This window comes from Photobacterium sp. J15, assembly GCF_963870815.1.
GTDB lineage: Bacteria > Pseudomonadota > Gammaproteobacteria > Enterobacterales > Vibrionaceae > Photobacterium > Photobacterium marinum.
This window is the reverse complement of sequence record NZ_CAWMUI010000002.1, coordinates 713,412-732,279: the sequence shown is the minus strand read 5'-3', so window position 1 is coordinate 732,279 and position 18,868 is coordinate 713,412. Positions and strand designations below refer to the sequence as shown.

Sequence of the window (18,868 nt, the reverse complement as noted above, 5' to 3'; positions counted from 1 at the left end):
ATGTAGCAATACCGTTTTGCTAACCATAATAATTTCATGAACTTATCATTTCTGAAGCACACTAGACGCGCCGTAGTGCTATTAACTGCGGTTATTTTCTCAGGGTGTGCCGTTTATGCCGGCTTCAATTACGACCAGCTCTACGGCACATCAGAGCCAAAAGAACGCATGGTTCCGGCTGCGACACCAATTGCCCAGCGTTACCTGACCGACGTAAAGCCCATCATCGAAAACCGATGTGTGGTTTGTCATGCCTGTTACGATGCCCCGTGTCAATTGAAGCTCTCTTCTGCTGAAGGAATCGACCGCGGTGCCAACAAAGAAAAAGTTTATGAAGGTACACGCCTGATTGCAGCCAACACCACCCGCATGTTCATTGATGCCCAAACCACAGCAGAATGGCGCGAGAAAGGCTTCCACCCGGTACTTAACGAGCGTGAACAATCTCCGGAAGCAAATACCCAGGCAGGTGTTATGGCTCGTATGCTTCAGCTGAAACAAGCGCATCCCCTACCGGATCAGAAAGTTCTGGATCATGATGCATGGGATTTCTCGCTGGATCGGGATCAACAATGCCCGACAATAGAGGAAATGGCGCAGTATGAGCATGAATACCCGCAATGGGGCATGCCTTACGGCCTGCCGCAAATCAGCCAAAGTGAAAATGATACGCTGATGGAGTGGCTGGCAGCTGGCTCTCCAATGACAGGTGTCGCACCTCCGTCCGCTTCAACAATGGCAAAAGTGAAGCATTGGGAAGCATTTCTCAACGGTGATTCATTGAAAGAGCAACTTGTCAGTCGCTATATCTACGAGCATCTGTTTGTATCGCACCTTTATTTTGCCGACGAAAAGCAACCGGTGTTCTTCAACCTTGTTCGTTCTCGTACCGCACCGGGTAAACCCGTTGATGTTATCGCTACCCGCCGTCCATTTGATGACCCAGGCGTTGATCGCGTTTACTACCGTCTGGTACAGGTTCGTGAAACCATTGTCGATAAGACACACATGCCTTATGCGCTGAGTGCTGACAAAATGGCACGCATCGAAGCTCTGTTCTTCGAGCCGGAATACACCATCGAATCCCTGCCGGGCTATGACCCGGAAGTGGCGGCAAATCCGTTGATGTCATTCAAACAGTTGCCGGTTAACGCGCGTTACCGCTTCATGATCGAAAATGCGCAAAACACCATCATGGGCTTTATCAAAGGGCCGGTTTGTCGTGGCCAGCTGGCATTAAACGTTATCAATGACCGCTTCTGGGTATTCTTTGTTGACCCTGATATGGCAGATATTCCTGAGGTAAACAGTTTCTATGAGTCTCAGGCTGAAAACCTGCGTATGCCAGCAGAAAAAGACAGTACAACACTGCCTTTAACTAATTGGATTACATATGCAAACCAGCAGGGTCATTTCCTGCGGGCAAAGAATGCCTTGTTGAACGAAACTTTCGAAAACGGTGAACACCTGACCACGGATCTGATTTGGGATGGTGACGGCAACAACGACAATGCAACACTGACTGTTTTCCGACACTTTGACAGTGCAACCGTAACAAAAGGCCTTGTTGGCGAACATCCGAAAACAGCCTGGGTTCTTGATTATTCACTGCTTGAAAGGGTTCACTACCTGCTTGTCGCTGGCTTTGATGTCTATGGTAACTTCGGCCACCAACTAGTGACTCGAATGTATATGGACTTCCTGCGTATGGAAGGTGAATCCAACTTCCTGTCGCTGCTTCCTGCTGAAGTCCGACATCAGGAGCTGGCAAGCTGGTATCAAGAGTCCAACCAACACCTGAGCGAATTCATTCAGGGTGACATTAACGAATTTAATCAGCCAACAAGTGTTAAGTTCGCAACTGACAATCCGAAAGAAGAACTTTTGACTAAGTTGGAAACGAAACTGAATAGTGTCGGCTCACACAGGTATGAGCTGGTTAACGCCAAACTAACACCTGAAAGTATTCAAGCTCTTAAAACAATCGGCCACATCCATGGTTCTCAGGCGACGTTATACCCTGAGCTGACCTTTATTATGGTTGAGCCAAAGAATCGTAATGTTGAAGCTCAATTGTTTACTCTGGTTCGTAACAGCGCCCACAAAAACATTTCAAGTCTGTTTGACGAGGAATCAAATCGACTGCCAGAAAAGGACGATGTGACTCTGGTTAACGGCCTGCTGGGTAGTTACCCTGGCGCATTCTGGCTGGTTCAGGAAGCACAGCTACCTCAGCTTGTTGCACAAGTGAAGGCAACAAAGACAGAAGGTGACTATCGTGTGCTCCTTGATAAATTTGGTGTTCGCCGCACCAGCAAAGACTTCTGGTCTTTCAGCGATAAACTGAATCAGATTAATAAGCAAAACCAACCTATCGAAGCAGGTCTTCTCGATTACAACCGAATCGAAAACCGCTAAGCCTCCACAACGCCCTCTCCAACAAGAGGGCGTTTTCATTACTGCCTGTTCTCTGTTTGTCTCAGGCCGCTATTCTGCTCAGATATTTCTTGTCACTGATGTTAAAATCAGCCCCACATATTAAAAATAATGAGCAAAGTCATGCTTGGAACACTGAAGAAGATGAAATCTTCTCTGGGTGCGGAAGTTGAATACCAGCTTCCGGTCGGAGACGATTTATTAGCCTTAAACCCGCTGATTGGAAAAAAGCTGAAGCTAACCCATACCGGTAATATTTATTGTGATGCCTGCGGCAGGAAAACAAAGAAGAGCTATTCACAGGGTCATTGCTACCCGTGCATGAAGAAGCTGGCTCGTTGTGATATGTGCATCATGAAACCAGAAACCTGTCATTACGCTCAGGGTACCTGCCGTGAACCCGAATGGGGGGATACCCATTGTATGGTGCCGCACTTTGTATACCTGTCAAATACCTCTGGCCTTAAAGTCGGGATCACCCGCCATACCCAGCTCCCTACCCGCTGGATTGATCAGGGCGCAACTCAAGGCCTTGCAATTCTAAAAGTAAAAACCCGTCAAATTTCCGGTTTGGTGGAAATCGCACTGGCAGAAATGGTTGCAGATAAAACCAACTGGCGCGCCATGCTAAAAGGTGACAACAATAACCTAGATTTGAAACAAGAAGCAGATCGTCTGTTGCCTACCATTGAAAACAGGTTAAATGAGTTACTGGCGCTTTATGGGGAAGATGCTGTCGAGCGTTTAGACGAAGAGTTGGTTGAAATTCAGTACCCTGTCAGCCAGCACCCTACTAAAATCACTTCACACAACTTCGACAAAAACCCCGTTGTAGAAGGCACGTTACTTGGTATTAAAGGACAATATCTGATCTTTGATACCGGGGTAATTAACATCCGTAAATTCACCAGTTATGAAGTCAGTGTCGAGACACCGTAACTGATTATCGCGACATCCATAACAAAACAAAGCGGCAATTGAGCCGCTTTGTTTTGTTATTTCTTAATCCACGATTATTTTGACTTCGGTTGTACATATTTACGGTTGCCGTCAACAATTGCGACATCTCGGATAAAGTTAACGCCCAGCACAATCCCTTTGCCCGCAGTCAGGGCAAACTCTGTCAATTCATTCAGTTCACCGAGCTTCGCTCTTAGTTTTACAACAGCTTTTCTTTCTTTACTTTCGCCTTTACTCTTGAGCCACCGCTCAACTGGCAATTCAACAAGCCTGCCGCCAGCACTGAATTTCACCCAGTCATTACCATCCCGCTCAAACTCCTGAACCTCAGAAACACCGATAGTTGAGATTGCGGCCCCAGAATCCACTTTCACCCTGACATGCTTTTTAGCCGGGGCCAACCATACCCATTCCTCAGCACCTAGAATCAATTTTCCGTCTTTTGTTTTAGTGATAACAGGCGCTGGTTTAGGTTTTGGCTTAGCTTGCGGCTTCACTTCAGGAACAGGTGTGACCGCAGGCGTATCCGGTACAGTTACTACCGATTCAACAGGAGTAATCGGCTTAACCTCACTACTGACTTCCGGCTCTGGCGTCGGTTCTGGTTCTCTGGTGATCTGCTGGGCACAACCGGCCAAAAAAAGAGCAATAACAACGGCTGCTGTTGTTCTCATTATGCGACCCCTTATACTTTCCTATATAAAAATAATATGCAGATATATCATTCCGGAGCAAATTTAACGGCCGGCGTAACTGGCTTCAAACAAAGCAACTTTCGACACTAGCCAATGTTCATCATACCATCCCATATTACGGCTGTGTTTTGCGTCATCCCATAAACTGAAGAACCAACGTCGCCACTCAAAGCCCTCTGCCAATGCCTGCTTTTCCTGATACCGTTCAACTAGCTGCAAATCCGGCCGGACATCATATAAGTGGAACAAGTCGAGCTCATAATGCTTAAATCCGACATCGCAAGGATCAACGATAGCTGCAACTTTAAAAGTTTTAGGATCAAAAAGTACATTTCCTACGTGGCAGTCATCATGTACCAAAGAAGCGATTTGGTTGAGCGGTGACAAGATCTCTCCCCTGTTTTCCCACAACCCCGCATAGGCATCTTTCAATTTTGAAGAAAATGGAGAGCAACTGCTCTGAACGTAGCGTAGAACTGGCGACATCCAGCTTTCATAAGCCGGGATAAAGTCGGGAACAAACTCATCGTCCCCGATTTCAAAACCTTTCAGAGACTGATGATCATGAAGAGAGAGTAATATGTCCGTATAGCTTTCTCGAAACTGCTCCCTAGCAACAGGATCATCAGGTATCTTATAAGCAGGCTCTCCGTCTAACCACTCAAGCATAATGTAGTCGTGGCCTTCTTCGCGACCGAAGAACAACACTTCCGGTACAGAGCAATTCAAGACCTCTCTCAGGCGTTCCAACGCCCTTACCTCTTTTCCGAGTCGCCCAATCTCTCGTGAAAATTTCACAACAGCTCTTTTACCGCCAGGCGAGGCAAGAAAAACAACCCAGCCGTAAAATGTTTCTTGTAAATTGCACAATCCCGGCCGCTGACCAAACATAACCCTATAAGCATTCACAGCTATTCGCTTAAGTTGCGGTTCAATCATCGACACTCCCTACGCTCATCAGAGCTTACCAGTCTCAAACACGCATACCCTGTACCAATACCCGGAGATATCACTAATGTACAAGTATTTTTACAATAACCAGAGTGCAATAATTCATCTTCACAGGCCAGATTTTTGAGTCAAAATAGTCAATTATGAGCCCACGCTCTCACTAAAATGCACCATATTGCTTAACGAAGTACAAAAACAGCCTTTCCTCGAAAACAAAATGACAAACTTCACCAAATGAACCGTTAAATCATTCACTTAGACTAATGTTTAGAATCTTTCCCATGGTGAATTTCATATGCCTTGATCAAATATGAATTCACATTAATTCTGAGCTACGTCAGTGGAATATCAGGCAACAAAAAGCCGTGCATAATGCACGGCACTCATCCATTACAATCATAACAACTAATCATATCACCGCTGCTGAACGGCAATACCTATCGCTTCAGCTACTTCATGCAACTGCTCTTCATTATCCAGCCTAACAGACCAGTTTACCCCGCTACCTGAAGCGGTTATCACATTAGCACCACCAATTAAGGTGATATCATCAGCCAGCGCCTGCATGGTTACACGGGAGTTACCATTCAATCGCACAACTAGTTCATGCTGGTTGGCAATAATTCGTCCTTCTGAAAACGTCAGATTCATATCGATTAATCTTTTTTCTTATGTTTCATTACAGCCATTGTCAGTCGACTGGTACAAACAAGACGGCCATGTTCATCAGAGATTTCTATTTGCCATACCTGAGTAGTCCAACCAACATGTACAGGTTCTGCTCTCCCCTTCACAATACCGCTTCGCACAGGACGCACATGGTTGGCATTAATGTCCAAGCCGACACAATAATGTTGTTCATCGACACACAGGTTTGCAGCCAACGAACCAATAGTTTCGGCCAATACCACAGAAGCACCACCGTGCAACATGCCTAATGGCTGGTGTGTACGCGCATCCACAGGCATAACAGCACTCAGGCTGTTATCGTCAAAATCGCAGTACTCGATCCCCAAATGTTCAACCAATGTATTGACCGATGTCTGGTTCAAGCTATCCAACGTAAACTGTTTTTTCCAGATACTCATGTACTTACCTTTCACCTTTGTTTCCAACCAGCATAACATTCTGAATGTTTGCCGACTATAAACAATGGCGAGCCCATAGTATTATTCGGCCATTCACCTTATCTATAATTGAATGAAAGGAATCACTCATGAGTCACTTTCGTCCTCTTTTTATCACCGGGGTATTAGCCTCGACAATGGTTTTATCAGCCTGCTCCAGTTCCCCGACCGGACGCCAGCAGGTTTTGCTGTTTTCAGATCAGGAAATGTCTCAGTTGGGCTCTCAATCCTTTGACACTCTGAAAAAACAGGAAAAAGTTAACAAAGACGCTAAAACAAACCAATATGTACAGTGTGTTACTGATACCTTAACCGCCAAACTTTCACCAGCTGAAGGCTTCAGCGACTGGGAAGTTGTCGTCTTTGACAGCGAGCAAGTCAACGCCTTTGCTTTACCTGGTGGTAAAATCGGCGTCTACACTGGATTACTCAACGTTGCCACTAACCAGGATCAACTCGCTTCGGTTATTGGTCATGAGATCGGCCACGTCATCGCCCAACACAGCAACGAGCGCCTTTCTCGAAGCCAAATGGCTAACGTAGGCTTAAAACTTTCCAGCATTGCAATCAGTGGGACTGATTACCATGATGCAGCAATGGCAGGACTTGGGCTGGGGGTTCAGTACGGCGTTTTAATGCCATATGGCCGCGCACAGGAATCTGAATCTGACATCATCGGTCTGCGTTTGATGGCTCAAGCAGGCTTTGATCCGAATGAAAGTGTCAGCCTATGGAAAAACATGAATAAAGCATCTGGTGGACAACAGCCTCCAGAACTGCTTTCAACCCACCCGTCTCATGATACCCGTATTGACGATCTGAAAGCAGAAATCGCAAAACTGCCGGCATATAACGCTCCACGCCCGCAATGCCGTATTTAGTTGAAACAGCTAATAAACACAAAAAGCGCCAAATGGCGCTTTTTGTTTATTCGGTGAACCGGCCTAAATAAGGCTGTTACTTTTACTGTTCAGTAATCTCAAATCCCGGGGTATAAGCTTCTACCCGGCGGTTTTTAGCTCTGCCTTCCTCTGTATCATTTGGAGCAACAGGATCGGTTTCACCACGCCCCTGAATAATCACCCGCTCTTTTTCGATACCAAAGTAAGTGCCCAAGTACCCCGCAACGACAGCGGCACGCTCTTCAGACAATTTCTGATTGTATGCTTCAGAACCACGGCTATCTGTGTGGCCAATGACATACAGTTTTGCATCAGGATACTCAACTAAACGATCACCGATTGGTTTTAGGCGTTCAATGTCAGCCTGAGTCAAGGCATTGCTGTCGAATGCAAAAGGTAATGCCACACTCAGAGCCTCAATCTTAATTACTTCTGGTTCAACCGGTACCGGCTCAGGCTCTGGCACAGGTTCAGGCTCAACAACCGGCTCTGGCTCTATTGCGACAGCAGCTTCTGCACCCCAATGATATACCAGGCTCAAGCCATAGAAATGAACATCGCTTTCACCCGGGCCGGTATCACCAACCTGACTGTAATATTGGTATTCAAGCCGGGCAGACAAGTCTTCATTAAAGAAATATTCTGCACCAACACCAACTGTCCCTGACAAGCCAGAATCATCCTTGTTGTTCACGCTATTATCAACGTCATACAGATAACCACCAGCCTTACCAAAGATATCGATAGACGGAGCAACACTCCAAGTGAACTTACCGACAATATCCAGACCATGAACTTCGAAGCCACCACTACCCTGCTTAGCATCAGCCTGACCAAGGTAAGTATAGCCACCTTCTACAACAAACCATGAGTTGTAGTTATAGCCAATGAATGCGCCACCACCCCAATCGTCACGTTCGAAAGCTCCTTCTTGACCATCAAGAGCGCCATCGAAGCTGTCGAAATTAGTACCACCAACACGCGCACCTGCATACCACGGATTATCCGTTGCAGCATGAGAAACACCTGAAACTAACAAAACGACAGGAAGCAGTTTGAATAACTTTGTCATATAGATATCCCTATTATTAGTTTTTTGCCACTACTTCATAGGCTTAGAATCAAACCATCTGATTTACAAATAAAAATCTTTGAAAAAGCCTAAAAAAGCCTAAAAAAGCCAGTCTTTCTCACATTTCAGGAAAAGAGTTAGGGTCAAATGGAATTGAGATATTTAACAGTAGGGAAATGATGAATTTATCATCTAATAAAAAGAAAAAAGCCCATATACATGGGCTTTGAAATGCGGTTTATTTATTCATACCTCGCTCTTCGGCTATTGCTTCCGCCGTGGCATCTTCAACAGACATAAAGAGGTAGTCCACATCCCCTTTAGGGGACGTCATCGGATTTAGGGTCACATTCTGATACATGAAAGGAGCCTGCTGTGTAATCGGCCGCACATTACGGCATTTGAACAAATATGGACGCTGGCGCCAGATGAGGAAACTGCGACATCCTAATTCAAAAACAGGCTTGGCTTTAGCGTTAAACCATTCCTGAGGAATTTCAGGGAAAATCTCAAAAATATTTTTACCAATTGCCTCATGAGCCTGCTTACCACTATGGTGAATCATGAAACCATTCCAGACATGGATATTGTAATCCTTGTCTAGAACAACGAGCCCGACATCGACATGCTGAACCATGTCAACCATCCAGTGAAACTGCTCAAATTCGGCTGGTAACGAAAACATGGCTTAATCCTCATCCATCAGGTAAGACAATTTGTTATCAAGTAGCGGCAACGATTCATCGACAAACATTAACAGTAGGTCGCATTTAATTTCTGTACCCTCAATACCGTAACTGACTTCAAACGTCATTGTTCTTCGCCAGTTACCTTCTGTTTGCTCAATCATATCTTCAATAGGAATATGCTGACCAAGCAATACCGGGTGACTTTGGAAAAACTTCACTTCAGCCTGCTGGCCCAGACCTTTGAGGAAAGAACCGACCAGGATATTGCTGACATCCATTAACAATTCCAGTTCAGAGTTGCCTCCCTCTTCAACCGGATATTTCATCATCGACATCAAATCTGTCAGGCTGGAATCACTCAACAGAACGAGAGCTTCCCCGGCAATTCCTTCACCACTGAAGCCCTGGCAGATTCCGGACATGGTACTGCTGCTTGCCAAATGGCGCATCGTCATATGAAGTTCACTAACCTCAAACACATTCACGTTAGGAAGCGGAAGATTTACAAACACATCGAAATGTCGAGCCAGTGAGTCCGCAGCACGACCAATCGCTACGTTTGCCACTTCCAGATAAATATCGCGACGACGAAGCGCTGGGGTTGCTACCCGTTGAATCACGGCATCAAATGCCGGTGGTTCGGAAGGGATAAGCGTTTTGAGCAATTCTTTCAGGTGCGCCTTATCGACAGGCTTTTTAAGGAATTCAATTGCACCGAGAGCTTTAACCCTGGCCTGAGCCTGAGGCTGAATATCGCCCGACACAACAATGACTTTAATGTCGATCCCTTCTTGGTTGATCGCTTCCAGGGTCTGATAGCCGTCCATCTCAGGCATAGTCAGATCCAAAAACATCAACGCAAACTTTTCTTTCTTCAGGTGCTGCAGTGCTTCCACACCGTTTACAGCAAAAGTGACTTCAGCATCGAGCGAGGCAGGCAGAGCACGGGCCATCTGCTTACGGGCTAACGCTGAGTCATCGCAGATCAAAATTGAAGTTGCCATGCTAGCTCCTTGGCGCTTCTTCTTGCGGAGCGCTTTTCATTATTCTTATGTTACTTAACTCAAGTAACCTCAAGATAATAACAGCTGAACATTGCCCGGTCTGCCTAAATCTGTTGAATTTATCAATTAGCATGTCAGGTAAGACCTCATTAAAATGTGACAGCGTAACCCCAACAACCTAGTTTTAGCGGATATCTATCCACTTGCTAAACCTGGCTATTTACATTGTAAACTCTCCCCCTAACCCATTGATATGCACTCTATTGATGTTTAAAACATAAAGAAGGCACAGTAGAATGCTAACTATTATCAAAATGACCAAAAGTACTTGTCAGCCAATATGAATGTTCATGGTGCCTGTAATCATAGTGACGGGCAAAAGCCTTTCTCCGTCGGCGTTATCGGTGGCGGTATCGCCGGTTCCACCATTGCTCTCCGCCTTGCCGAACGTGGCATTCAGGTCGAACTGTTTGAGGCAGGAAAAAGCCTGGTAAACGGACCACCAATCTGCCATCTACATGCAGGTGGAAATCTATACCGCGAAATTTCTGATGAACAATGCAAGACTCTGCTCAAGCAATCTATTGATACACTAAGAGTTTTCCCTCAAACAGCCAATATTCGCCCTACCGTTGTCGCAGTGCCGGAAAGAGACAAAGGTGAACCATCGTCTCTTATTGACAGGCTAAACCTTCTGCAAAAAACATACGCCAATCTGGTCAACAACGATCCACTAAACCAGGTTTTGGGTTCTCCGGAAGAATATTTCAAACTTTATTATCGTGAGGAACTTGAAGAACTGGCCAACAAGCCAGTACCAAATAGCCCCGCATCGCTTGATGATTGGATGATTCCGCTTGTTAAAAACCTCAACCTCAGCCAATTCAAGTTTCCGTTTATTCTGGTACAAGAATACGGCCTGAGTGTCTTTCGTCTGGCTGCAACAGCAAATCTTGCCGCAGAGAAGCTACCAACCTGTTCACTTAATATGAATGCCAAAGTGATCGATGTTGAGCAAGATAGCCAAGACAATAGCTGGCAAATCACTTATCAGCAGTATGATAGTGATATCGATGATCATATTACCCATTCAACCCAAGTTGATTACCTTGTAAATGCATGTGGCTTCCAAACCGGTAAGATTGATGACATGGCAAAACTGCCACGAAAACGAATGATCGAGTTTAAGGCTGCCTATATAACCCACTGGGCGGAATGCGAAGGTATCTGGCCTGAAGTGATATTCCACGGTGAGCGTGGAACGCCTGATGGTATGGCTCAGTTAACCCCCTACCCTGATGGTTATTTCCAGCTTCATGGGATGACTGAAGATATTACCTTATTCAGAAAAGGACTCGTTGCCAGTACAACCGATAGCGCGCAACCACAGTTGGGAGAATCGTTCACCAAAAAGATTCAATTCGGCTGGAAAAGCTGCGACGTCCATACCCGAAGTGAAAGAGCCATTAAGCATATGGCCAAACTTCTCCCGGCCTACAAGTCAGCCACTGTTGGCGGCCCCCCTTTGTTCGGTGCTCAACAAATTCCGGGGGAAGACCCATCACTTCGAGCAGCAGATATCTCCTTTGCCGGCAATCGTTATGCCCGCAGTGAAATTGTCAAAGCCTCATCAGCCCTAAACGCAGCTAATCAGGTATTGATTAAGTTATACGATGATGGCCTGCTTGCGGAAAAACCAACAGAAATTCATCCTGAACAACAAATGCCAGTGACGTCCGGATTCACTCAAGAAGTAGTTGTCTCAATGGCAGAAGCGTTGACAGTTCAGCGTAATTATCCACCTGCACTTGCCCGCCCGGTTAAATATTGATAGCTGACAACGTCCTGATAAAGAGCCATATTTGGCTCTTTATTTTTTCCTACAAACATCAACTACAAACATAATTTCGCATTCCTTTTCCTCATAAATATTCATAAGTTTGCATTTTTTAACCACTTACTCCCCTTATTCGGCCAATTCATTGATTTGCTAGAGTGAATACTCTATTGTCCGCGCCTGACAGCTTATAAAGCGGTCTGGATAGAACATAATTAAACAGAATAAGAAAAAATGAATAATCAACTCGGGCTAGGATCTTTGACTGCTTTGGTTTTGAGCACTATGCTCGGTGCCGGAATCTTCAGTCTCCCACAAAACATGGCTGCCGGAGCCGGACCCGGCGCAGTAATCATTGGCTGGCTGATCACCGGAGTCGGCATGCTCGCATTAGTGCGCATCTTTTACAGCCTGTCTGTTAACCAACCTCATATCAATGGCGGTGTTATCGCCTATGCCAAAGCAGGTTTTGGTGACTTCTGGGGCTTCAATTCGGCGTGGGGCTTCTGGCTTAATACCATTCTTGCCAACACCTCATATGCGGTTGTCGTTTTCAGTGCCCTGAGCTTTTTTACCGACACACCTGATAACACGATTTTTGGTGCAGGTAATACCTGGCAGTCTGTTCTTGGTGCCAGCATCCTGATCTGGATGATGCATTTCCTGGTCACGCGAGGAGTAAAAGAAGCCGCGATTGTTAATATGGTTGTCACCATTGCCAAGCTGATCCCTCTCCTTACCTTTATCGGCTATACCGTCATTGCCGCCAACTTTGATAAATTCAGCCTTGATATCTGGGCACAAAACAACACTGCTCTGGGTGGGCTTGGTGAACAGGTTCGCTATACCATGTCGATTACCCTTTGGGTATTCATCGGCATTGAAGGTGCCGTCATGTTATCCAGACGGGCAAAAAGCCGTAAAGCTATCGGACAGGCGACCGTTATCGCCCTTTTAGCTGCATTATCGCTGTATGTAATCGTAACCCTGTTCTCCTACGGAGTTATGACTCAAGAAGAACTGGCAGAGCTTCAGAACCCCTCAATGGCTCGGATCCTTGAACATATCGTTGGTCCGTGGGGGGCGTTGTTAATTAACCTTGGCCTGATCACCTCGGTATGCGGAGCCTTGCTCAGTTGGACAGTAATCACAGCAGAAGCGCCTCTGGTCGCGGCTGAATCCGGCTTATTCCCTCGCGTATTTGGTAAAGAAAACCGTCATGGAGCACCGATTGTTGCGCTTACAGCGTCAACACTTGCTGTTCAGTCTTTTTTGATCATGACAATGTTCAGCCAGAGCACGTATCTAAGCCTTGTTAATATCGCAACATCATCAGTTCTGATCCCATATGGTCTGTCTGCTGCCTACGGACTGAAAGTTGCGATAAAGAATGACAGCTACGGGGACAACAGCAATGCTCGCCGTCTCGACCTTATCGGTGGCATGATTGCTACTGTTTATGGTTCATGGCTAGTTTATGCAGCCGGACTTCACTACCTGTTGTTGGTTGCCCTGCTTTATTTCCCGGGGCTTCTGGTTATGATGTGGGCACGCAAAGAGCAGCAAAAAGCATTTATCAACAGTAAGCAAGAAGTTTTCGGCATACTTCTACTTACTGTTATGGCAGTCGGTGCCGTATTTATGATGACTGTCGGTTAACCACTTCATTAAAAACGGCTCCCGAGGGAGCCGTTTTTTATTACTTATAAAATACTGCCAGCCAAATTGTTTCCTGATTTGGATCTGTCCAGGAAACCTGATGACGCTGGTGAGCGGGAATATTAACGTGATCACCTTCTTTAAGGTGAACCACTCGCTCATCATCAAATAACAGTTTTGCCTCACCTTTTACCACCAGCACCCACTCATTTTCATCCTGATCGTACCATTCATTATCAGGCGTGGTATGTCCTTTAGAAATGATTCGCTCAATCCGAACATCAGGTGTTTTGATGATATCTTCGAACACTTCTTCCGGCAGATTTGCCGGGATATTACTGAATAAATTCGTCATAATTGTTCTGTATAACAGTCTAAAAAAAGACGAGGATTAAACCTCGCCTTTTTAACCTTAATTCTTTACTTCGGCAAACTGACTTCAATCTTCTTATTCAATTCATCAAGTTCTGCCTGAAGGGCTGTCAGCTGCGCTTGTTCTTCTTCAACAATTGTCAGCTTAGCTTCGTACTTGTCACAGTCTGCCTGCGAAACCCAGTTCCAACCAGAACCGGTTTTAAATTCATCACAAGCCTGCTTAAATTCTTTTGCTACTCGCTGAGCCTTTTTCACATCAGCTTCGGCATTAACAACCTGCTTTTGCAGAACCAATTGTTGTTGATAAAGCTCCTTAGAGTTATCCAGTACAACTTTTTGTTTCTCTGCCGTGGTCTTAAGCTTTACAACGGTTGTATCAAGCTTCTTCTTGGTAACTTCCAGCTTTTTCTGTTTCTGCTTGATTTGGGCTATCTGCTTTTCGTAATCAGCCTTTTGCTTATCCAACTCAGTTTGCTTTTCCTGAAGCTGTTTAGATAACTGCTCGATTTCCAACGCTTTCTGAGTCTCATAAGCTTCAAAGCTTTCCTGTAACGCTTGCTTGTTTTCTGCCAGCTGCGCATTTTTGTGCTGCAACAGCTCGTATTCTTCCTGAGTTGGTCCGGGATTACGATTCCAGACAGCGGAGGCAACGACACTTCCGATAACAAACCCGACAAACAATGATACTTTCCAGGATCTCAGCATAAATTCCATCCACACTTACAAACAGACACCTCATCAAACCGATAAAGCCTGAGCATATGCACATAACTTAACAGCAAAGCGCCTTAGATATATTAATAATATCAGCCAGATAGCCCTCTGTGTCATGTTTATATCAAAATAGATATAAAACTTAATAATTTTTACCATGATACTCTGTGCAACACGTATTTCAGGTATAAAAAAAGGCGCATATTTTGCGCCTTTTATAGATTGGTTAGTCCGATTTACTTTGAAGTAAGGTGCAATTTAAGGTCACCCGATTTGATCCAACCGATCTTGCGAAGAACTTCAGCAAAGAATAGCGTGATCACAGCCGGAAGAACCAAGTGCAGAAGTAAAATCGAAAAGTAAATTTCACTGCTTTGCCACCCTGCTGCATCCAGAGCGATAAATGACTGTATCTGGCCGACAAAGCCAGACGTGCCCATACCTGCACCTAACGGTGTATTTTCCATTTGGAAGACCAGTGTCGCCACCGGGCCAAGAATGGCAGAAGTAATAATTGGCGGTAGCCAGACTTTGTGGTTTTTAACGATATTCGGCATCTGCAGCATTGAAGTTCCCAAACCCTGTGCCACCACGCCGGCCCAACGGTTTTCACGGAAACTCATTACCGCAAACCCCACCATCTGGGCACAACAGCCCACGGTTGCCGCACCGGCGGCCAATCCATTCAGGCTCAACATAATGGCAATCGCAGCACTACTGATTGGCAAAGTCAGAGCCATTCCCATCAGTACAGCCACAATCATACCCATCAGCAGCGGCTGAAGTTGAGTCGCATACATTACAATATCGCCTAAACCTTTCATCACCGCCGCGACCGAAGGGCCGACAAGGCTTCCGACAGCGACACCAACAATAACAGTAACAGCAGGCGTCACTAAAATATCAATTTTGGTTTCATTCGCTACCAGCTTACCGCATTCAGTTGCCGCTACGGCAGCAATATAAGCCCCAACCGGACCGCCCAGCGCCGCACCAGCAGCACCAGCTGTAGTCACTGAAAATAACACCAAAGGTGGTGCCTTTAGCGCAAAAGCGATAGCAACACCAATTGCCGGGCCGGTCATCTGTTTTGCAATCGGCCACAACGTTTCTGAAAAGAGAGGGATCCCGAGCTTAGTGCCAAGGGTATTTAGAATTGAACCAATCAACAGGGAGGAAAACAAACCTAATGCCATAAAACTCATGGCGTGAACAAAATAGGTTCGGGCGGAAAAGTCGATATTTTTGCGACTCAGAAAGTCACTAATTTGATTCTGTGCTAGCTGCATTGTAATACGTCACTGTATAAAAAATGTTGATTTATTGAAAATCAAAGTCGCTGATTCTACATGACTATGCACAGAGGAGCCATATTCAACCCCATACTGATAACATCCCTAGCAGACATCACTCGCAAGCAATATATGCATTAAACAAACAATGCACACAAAACTTCGCTATTTGCCCCAATTTATACAATCCAAGCACACAACATATTTACTCATACCACGAGCAAAAATAACGTAACTCTTCAGATGAATACCTGAGAGCAATCACCATGTCTGAAAAACATCCCTGCCAGCCAGCAAATAAATCCAACCTGAAGTTAACGCACCTTGCTGCTGCAATCAGTTTTCTGGTCAGCCCTTTTATGCTGGAAGCCGCTGAAGCTCCGGCTGTAATGAAAGCAAAGACCTTTGATACCAAAACGTTTGAATCTGCATTGCTTTCTGAAAGTACGCTTTTGCAGTCAAAAATATCTGACTATTACGTCAGTGAAAAGTTGGACGGCATCCGGGCTTTCTGGAATGGAAAGCAATTGGTAACACGAACCGGGAATATCATCACAGCCCCGGCTTGGTTTACTGCTGCGCTTCCTGACAATATCACCCTTGACGGTGAACTCTGGGCTGGTCGGTGAAACTTCCAACAAGTCGCATCGACAGTAATGGATGACAGCCCCAACGAAACTCAATGGAAAAAGATCAAATATATGGTGTTTGACCTTCCCTCTGACAATAGGCGTTTTGAACTGCGGTTAAAGCAATTAACGACTTTGATTAATGATATTGACCGCTCCCACATTCAACTAATATCTCAACATTATTTCGAAAGCCTGGCTGAACTCAGTGCCTATCAGGAACATATCAGTCAAAATAACGGTGAAGGATTGATGCTTCATCATAAAAACAACCTTTACAAAGACGGACGCTCTGATTCGCTGCTAAAACTCAAGCCTTATCAGGATAGCGAAGCCGTTGTTGTGGGGTACGAAGAAGGTAAAGGAAAGTATCTGGAAAAGATGGGCGCAATATGGGTGCTGACACCGGATAATAAGAAGTTCAAGATTGGTTCGGGATTCAGCGATGCGGAAAGAGCTAATCCTCCAGCCTTAGGTGCTGTCATCAACTATCGCCACAATGGTTATACCAAAAGCGGTATCCCGCGCTTTGCCCGTTTTATCCGTGTTCGTTCCAGCCCCGAGATATGATAAAGCCGCTCTTTCGAGCGGCTTTGCGTCTTAAATCAAAAGTAATGAGCTTACAACTTGTAGCGTTTTACTTCCTGCTCCAGCTGATCAGCAAGGTGTTTCAAACCATCTGCCTGCTGAGCCGCTTCCTGAGCTTCAGTCGCTAGCTGATTAGCAACTTCCTGAACGCCTTCGGTATTACGGCTGATCTCAGCGGTTACACTTGACTGCTCTTCTGCTGCTGAAGCAATCTGAGTTGCCATATCACTGATGACATTAATTTCATTCGCAATGTTACTGATACTTACACCAGCTGCATCAACATCCTGAACACTGGTCTCAGCTAACTGATGGCTATCAGACATAACAGAAACTGCCTGCTTGGTTGTCGATTGCAGAGTTTCGATCATGCTCTGAATCTCTTCAGTTGAAGTATGAGTACGCTGTGACAGCACACGAACCTCATCAGCAACCACAGCAAAACCACGGCCCTGCTCACCGGCACGCGCTGCTTCGATAGCCGCGTTCAATGCCAGCAGGTTAGTCTGCTCTGCGATGTCACGAATCGTCGCTAGGATAGTGCTAATCTTCAGTGCGTGACCGTTCAGATCTTCGATGATCTCAACTGCACTATTCACTTCTTTAGCTAGATTACCGATAGATGACTGACTCTGACCAACCTGGGCATTGCCCTCTTCCGTCATTGCAACGGCCTGCTCTGATGTCTTCGCCGTATTCTCGGCATTACCTGCAATTTCCTGAGTCGCGCTGGCCATTTCTGTCACGGCCGTTGCCACCATGGTAATTTCATCCTGCTGGTAACGAATGCGGTTACTGCGCTCTGTCGCTGAGTCAGCAGACTCTGCCGCCGCACGATTAAGCTGAAGCGTAATATCACGCAGGTTAGACGCCATAACATGCAGACGTGAAACGAATTGATTGAAGTTTTCAGCCAGCTCACCAACTTCATCATCCGACTGAACGTCAATACGTACTGTCAGATCACCTTCACCGTTTGCGATATCTGAAAGTGCCGCAGAAACATTATTCAGACCACGGAACAACTGAGAGACCAACCATGCTGTAAATGCAGATACAAACAACATGATCGCTAAACCAATCATGAACTGCTTCACCAACATTGAATTCAGCGGCGCTTCCAGTGTTGCCTTATCCATGACCAAAGCAATTGCCCAAGAGGTATTCGGAATAGCTGTGACTGCTACCGCTTTGTCACGACCATCCAGTTCCGTGAAATAAAGTTTGTCGGAGGCAATAACCTGCTGCATTTTCTGAGCACTGACATCACGACCTAAATCAGTCAGCGGCTTCATCTGCTTGTTTTCATCCGGATGCGCTACAACAAGGTTGTTGCTGATATCAAGCAACATCGCATAGCCGTTCCCCGGAACAGAAATATCCAGAACATCTTTCATAAGCTGTCCTAGGGCAAGGTTTGAGCCAACCACACCCAGCATTTCACCGTTTTGGTAAACAGGTTCAGCAAGAGTCACAACCAATGTCTGCATTGTATGGCTAACATAAGGCATGGTAGTAATTTGCTTACCTGCCGCAGAAGCCTTTTTATACCAGCCACGTACACGAGGATCATAACCCGCTTTATTTAAAGAAGGATCATGACGGTACATAACACCTTCTTTGGTGCCGTAGTAACTTAATCCAAAACCACCGGATATCAGTGTTTGCTTCAGGTGACCGACAATATCTAACTGTGGGTCACGCTCAATAGCATTTACAGTAGCTGTAACAGCACTCTGGCGGCCCTGGAACCAGTCACCGATACCTTTACTGTACGCATTTGCGGTATTATTACTTTCACTTTCAATTGCTGACCAGGCCTGATCATTGAGTGTTTGGTAAGAAATGCCACCTAACACAAGGATGGTTAACAAAATCAGTGATACGCTTGCTAACACAAGCTTCATTTTTAAACTAAGACGCATAGATTCCCTTATT

Annotated in this window: 17 protein-coding genes and 1 pseudogene; 7 read left to right on the top strand and 11 right to left on the bottom strand. The window is 45.6% G+C overall.

The genetic code is table 11. The annotated features are described in order from the left end of the window. The first annotated feature begins 36 nt into the window (after positions 1 to 36). Together AACQ93_RS20140 and AACQ93_RS20135 are read left to right on the top strand one after the other, a co-directional pair. Positions 37 to 2,418 (top strand): fatty acid cis/trans isomerase, encoded by a 2,382-nt coding sequence (locus AACQ93_RS20140; RefSeq protein WP_064608178.1) that lies wholly within the window; start codon positions 37 to 39, stop codon positions 2,416 to 2,418. A 129-nt stretch (positions 2,419 to 2,547) separates the two neighbouring features. Further along, positions 2,548 to 3,375 carry a DUF2797 domain-containing protein gene (locus tag AACQ93_RS20135; RefSeq protein ID WP_064608176.1) on the top strand — a complete coding sequence of 276 codons (828 nt, stop codon included), beginning with the start codon at positions 2,548 to 2,550 and terminating at the stop codon, positions 3,373 to 3,375. A 74-nt stretch (positions 3,376 to 3,449) separates the two neighbouring features. On the opposite strand, the gene AACQ93_RS20130 is transcribed toward AACQ93_RS20135, so the two are convergent. The 4 genes from AACQ93_RS20130 to AACQ93_RS20115 all read right to left on the bottom strand — a co-directional run bounded on the left by AACQ93_RS20130 (position 3,450) and on the right by AACQ93_RS20115 (position 6,130). Next, entirely contained in the window at positions 3,450 to 4,070 is a 621-nt protein-coding gene (locus AACQ93_RS20130; RefSeq protein WP_064608174.1) for a putative ATP-dependent zinc protease, read from the bottom strand. A gap of 63 nt (positions 4,071 to 4,133) precedes the next feature. Next, on the bottom strand, positions 4,134 to 4,982 hold the full coding sequence (locus AACQ93_RS20125) for a phosphotransferase (protein ID WP_255377268.1): 849 nt from the start codon (positions 4,980 to 4,982) through the stop codon (positions 4,134 to 4,136). Between the two features lie 474 nt (positions 4,983 to 5,456). Continuing rightward, the gene (locus tag AACQ93_RS20120; RefSeq protein ID WP_007465370.1) at positions 5,457 to 5,693 is read right to left on the bottom strand and encodes a DUF3389 domain-containing protein; all 237 of its coding nucleotides are present in this window, start codon (positions 5,691 to 5,693) and stop codon (positions 5,457 to 5,459) included. Between the two features lie 5 nt (positions 5,694 to 5,698). Continuing rightward, positions 5,699 to 6,130 (bottom strand): hotdog fold thioesterase, encoded by a 432-nt coding sequence (locus AACQ93_RS20115; protein WP_064608170.1) that lies wholly within the window; start codon positions 6,128 to 6,130, stop codon positions 5,699 to 5,701. 128 nt (positions 6,131 to 6,258) lie between these two features. On the opposite strand from AACQ93_RS20115, the gene AACQ93_RS20110 reads away from it, so the two are divergent. Continuing rightward, positions 6,259 to 7,050: a M48 family metallopeptidase gene (locus tag AACQ93_RS20110; protein ID WP_064608168.1), complete on the top strand. Its 792-nt coding sequence runs from the start codon at positions 6,259 to 6,261 to the stop codon at positions 7,048 to 7,050. Between the two features lie 82 nt (positions 7,051 to 7,132). On the opposite strand, the gene AACQ93_RS20105 is transcribed toward AACQ93_RS20110, so the two are convergent. From AACQ93_RS20105 to AACQ93_RS20095, 3 genes are all read right to left on the bottom strand, one after another. After that, entirely contained in the window at positions 7,133 to 8,143 is a 1,011-nt protein-coding gene (locus AACQ93_RS20105) for an OmpA family protein (protein WP_064608166.1), read from the bottom strand. A 238-nt stretch (positions 8,144 to 8,381) separates the two neighbouring features. After that, on the bottom strand, positions 8,382 to 8,828 hold the full coding sequence (locus AACQ93_RS20100; protein WP_007465363.1) for a PAS domain-containing protein: 447 nt from the start codon (positions 8,826 to 8,828) through the stop codon (positions 8,382 to 8,384). Between the two features lie 3 nt (positions 8,829 to 8,831). Then, a complete protein-coding gene (locus AACQ93_RS20095) occupies positions 8,832 to 9,836 on the bottom strand; it encodes a response regulator (RefSeq protein WP_007465361.1) in 1,005 nt (334 codons plus the stop codon). Between the two features lie 340 nt (positions 9,837 to 10,176). Here AACQ93_RS20095 and AACQ93_RS20090 point away from each other — a divergent pair, with 340 nt between their 5' ends. Together AACQ93_RS20090 and AACQ93_RS20085 are read left to right on the top strand one after the other, a co-directional pair. Further along, positions 10,177 to 11,667, top strand: coding sequence for an FAD-dependent oxidoreductase (locus AACQ93_RS20090; protein ID WP_064608164.1), 1,491 nt, complete (start codon positions 10,177 to 10,179; stop codon positions 11,665 to 11,667). Positions 11,668 to 11,907: 240 nt separating this feature from the next. Beyond that, a complete protein-coding gene (locus AACQ93_RS20085; protein ID WP_064608162.1) occupies positions 11,908 to 13,332 on the top strand; it encodes a basic amino acid/polyamine antiporter in 1,425 nt (474 codons plus the stop codon). Positions 13,333 to 13,372: 40 nt separating this feature from the next. Here AACQ93_RS20085 and AACQ93_RS20080 read toward each other — a convergent pair whose 3' ends face one another. From AACQ93_RS20080 to AACQ93_RS20070, 3 genes are all read right to left on the bottom strand, one after another. Then, positions 13,373 to 13,687, bottom strand: coding sequence for a cupin domain-containing protein (locus tag AACQ93_RS20080; RefSeq protein ID WP_064608160.1), 315 nt, complete (start codon positions 13,685 to 13,687; stop codon positions 13,373 to 13,375). A 65-nt stretch (positions 13,688 to 13,752) separates the two neighbouring features. Beyond that, complete coding sequence (locus AACQ93_RS20075) at positions 13,753 to 14,412, bottom strand: hypothetical protein (RefSeq protein WP_064608158.1); 660 nt, start codon at positions 14,410 to 14,412, stop codon at positions 13,753 to 13,755. A gap of 245 nt (positions 14,413 to 14,657) precedes the next feature. Then, a complete protein-coding gene (locus AACQ93_RS20070) occupies positions 14,658 to 15,710 on the bottom strand; it encodes a PTS transporter subunit IIC (RefSeq protein ID WP_064608155.1) in 1,053 nt (350 codons plus the stop codon). 269 nt (positions 15,711 to 15,979) lie between these two features. Here AACQ93_RS20070 and AACQ93_RS20065 point away from each other — a divergent pair, with 269 nt between their 5' ends. Together AACQ93_RS20065 and AACQ93_RS20060 are read left to right on the top strand one after the other, a co-directional pair. Then, the gene (locus tag AACQ93_RS20065; protein WP_232323367.1) at positions 15,980 to 16,342 is read left to right on the top strand and encodes a hypothetical protein; all 363 of its coding nucleotides are present in this window, start codon (positions 15,980 to 15,982) and stop codon (positions 16,340 to 16,342) included. Positions 16,343 to 16,354: 12 nt separating this feature from the next. Then, positions 16,355 to 16,912, top strand: a pseudogene (locus AACQ93_RS20060) (DNA ligase); the annotation flags it as partial. Between the two features lie 50 nt (positions 16,913 to 16,962). Here the strand turns inward: AACQ93_RS20060 and AACQ93_RS20055 are convergent. Then, positions 16,963 to 18,855 carry a methyl-accepting chemotaxis protein gene (locus AACQ93_RS20055; protein ID WP_064608152.1) on the bottom strand — a complete coding sequence of 631 codons (1,893 nt, stop codon included), beginning with the start codon at positions 18,853 to 18,855 and terminating at the stop codon, positions 16,963 to 16,965. Between the last annotated feature and the right edge of the window lie 13 nt (positions 18,856 to 18,868).

What these genes read in the sequence shown, in the direction of transcription:
- AACQ93_RS20120 (WP_007465370.1), bottom strand. Translation starts at nt 5,693, where the DNA reads ATGAATCTGACGTTTTCAGAAGGACGAATTATTGCCAACCAGCATGAA.
- AACQ93_RS20070 (WP_064608155.1), bottom strand. Translation starts at nt 15,710, where the DNA reads ATGCAGCTAGCACAGAATCAAATTAGTGACTTTCTGAGTCGCAAAAAT.
- AACQ93_RS20110 (WP_064608168.1), top strand. Translation starts at nt 6,259, where the DNA reads ATGAGTCACTTTCGTCCTCTTTTTATCACCGGGGTATTAGCCTCGACA.
- AACQ93_RS20095 (WP_007465361.1), bottom strand. Translation starts at nt 9,836, where the DNA reads ATGGCAACTTCAATTTTGATCTGCGATGACTCAGCGTTAGCCCGTAAG.
- AACQ93_RS20085 (WP_064608162.1), top strand. Translation starts at nt 11,908, where the DNA reads ATGAATAATCAACTCGGGCTAGGATCTTTGACTGCTTTGGTTTTGAGC.
- AACQ93_RS20130 (WP_064608174.1), bottom strand. Translation starts at nt 4,070, where the DNA reads ATGAGAACAACAGCAGCCGTTGTTATTGCTCTTTTTTTGGCCGGTTGT.
- AACQ93_RS20090 (WP_064608164.1), top strand. Translation starts at nt 10,177, where the DNA reads ATGAATGTTCATGGTGCCTGTAATCATAGTGACGGGCAAAAGCCTTTC.
- AACQ93_RS20105 (WP_064608166.1), bottom strand. Translation starts at nt 8,143, where the DNA reads ATGACAAAGTTATTCAAACTGCTTCCTGTCGTTTTGTTAGTTTCAGGT.
- AACQ93_RS20075 (WP_064608158.1), bottom strand. Translation starts at nt 14,412, where the DNA reads ATGCTGAGATCCTGGAAAGTATCATTGTTTGTCGGGTTTGTTATCGGA.
- AACQ93_RS20065 (WP_232323367.1), top strand. Translation starts at nt 15,980, where the DNA reads ATGTCTGAAAAACATCCCTGCCAGCCAGCAAATAAATCCAACCTGAAG.
- AACQ93_RS20115 (WP_064608170.1), bottom strand. Translation starts at nt 6,130, where the DNA reads ATGAGTATCTGGAAAAAACAGTTTACGTTGGATAGCTTGAACCAGACA.
- AACQ93_RS20080 (WP_064608160.1), bottom strand. Translation starts at nt 13,687, where the DNA reads ATGACGAATTTATTCAGTAATATCCCGGCAAATCTGCCGGAAGAAGTG.
- AACQ93_RS20125 (WP_255377268.1), bottom strand. Translation starts at nt 4,982, where the DNA reads ATGTTTGGTCAGCGGCCGGGATTGTGCAATTTACAAGAAACATTTTAC.
- AACQ93_RS20135 (WP_064608176.1), top strand. Translation starts at nt 2,548, where the DNA reads ATGAGCAAAGTCATGCTTGGAACACTGAAGAAGATGAAATCTTCTCTG.
- AACQ93_RS20140 (WP_064608178.1), top strand. Translation starts at nt 37, where the DNA reads ATGAACTTATCATTTCTGAAGCACACTAGACGCGCCGTAGTGCTATTA.
- AACQ93_RS20100 (WP_007465363.1), bottom strand. Translation starts at nt 8,828, where the DNA reads ATGTTTTCGTTACCAGCCGAATTTGAGCAGTTTCACTGGATGGTTGAC.
- AACQ93_RS20055 (WP_064608152.1), bottom strand. Translation starts at nt 18,855, where the DNA reads ATGCGTCTTAGTTTAAAAATGAAGCTTGTGTTAGCAAGCGTATCACTG.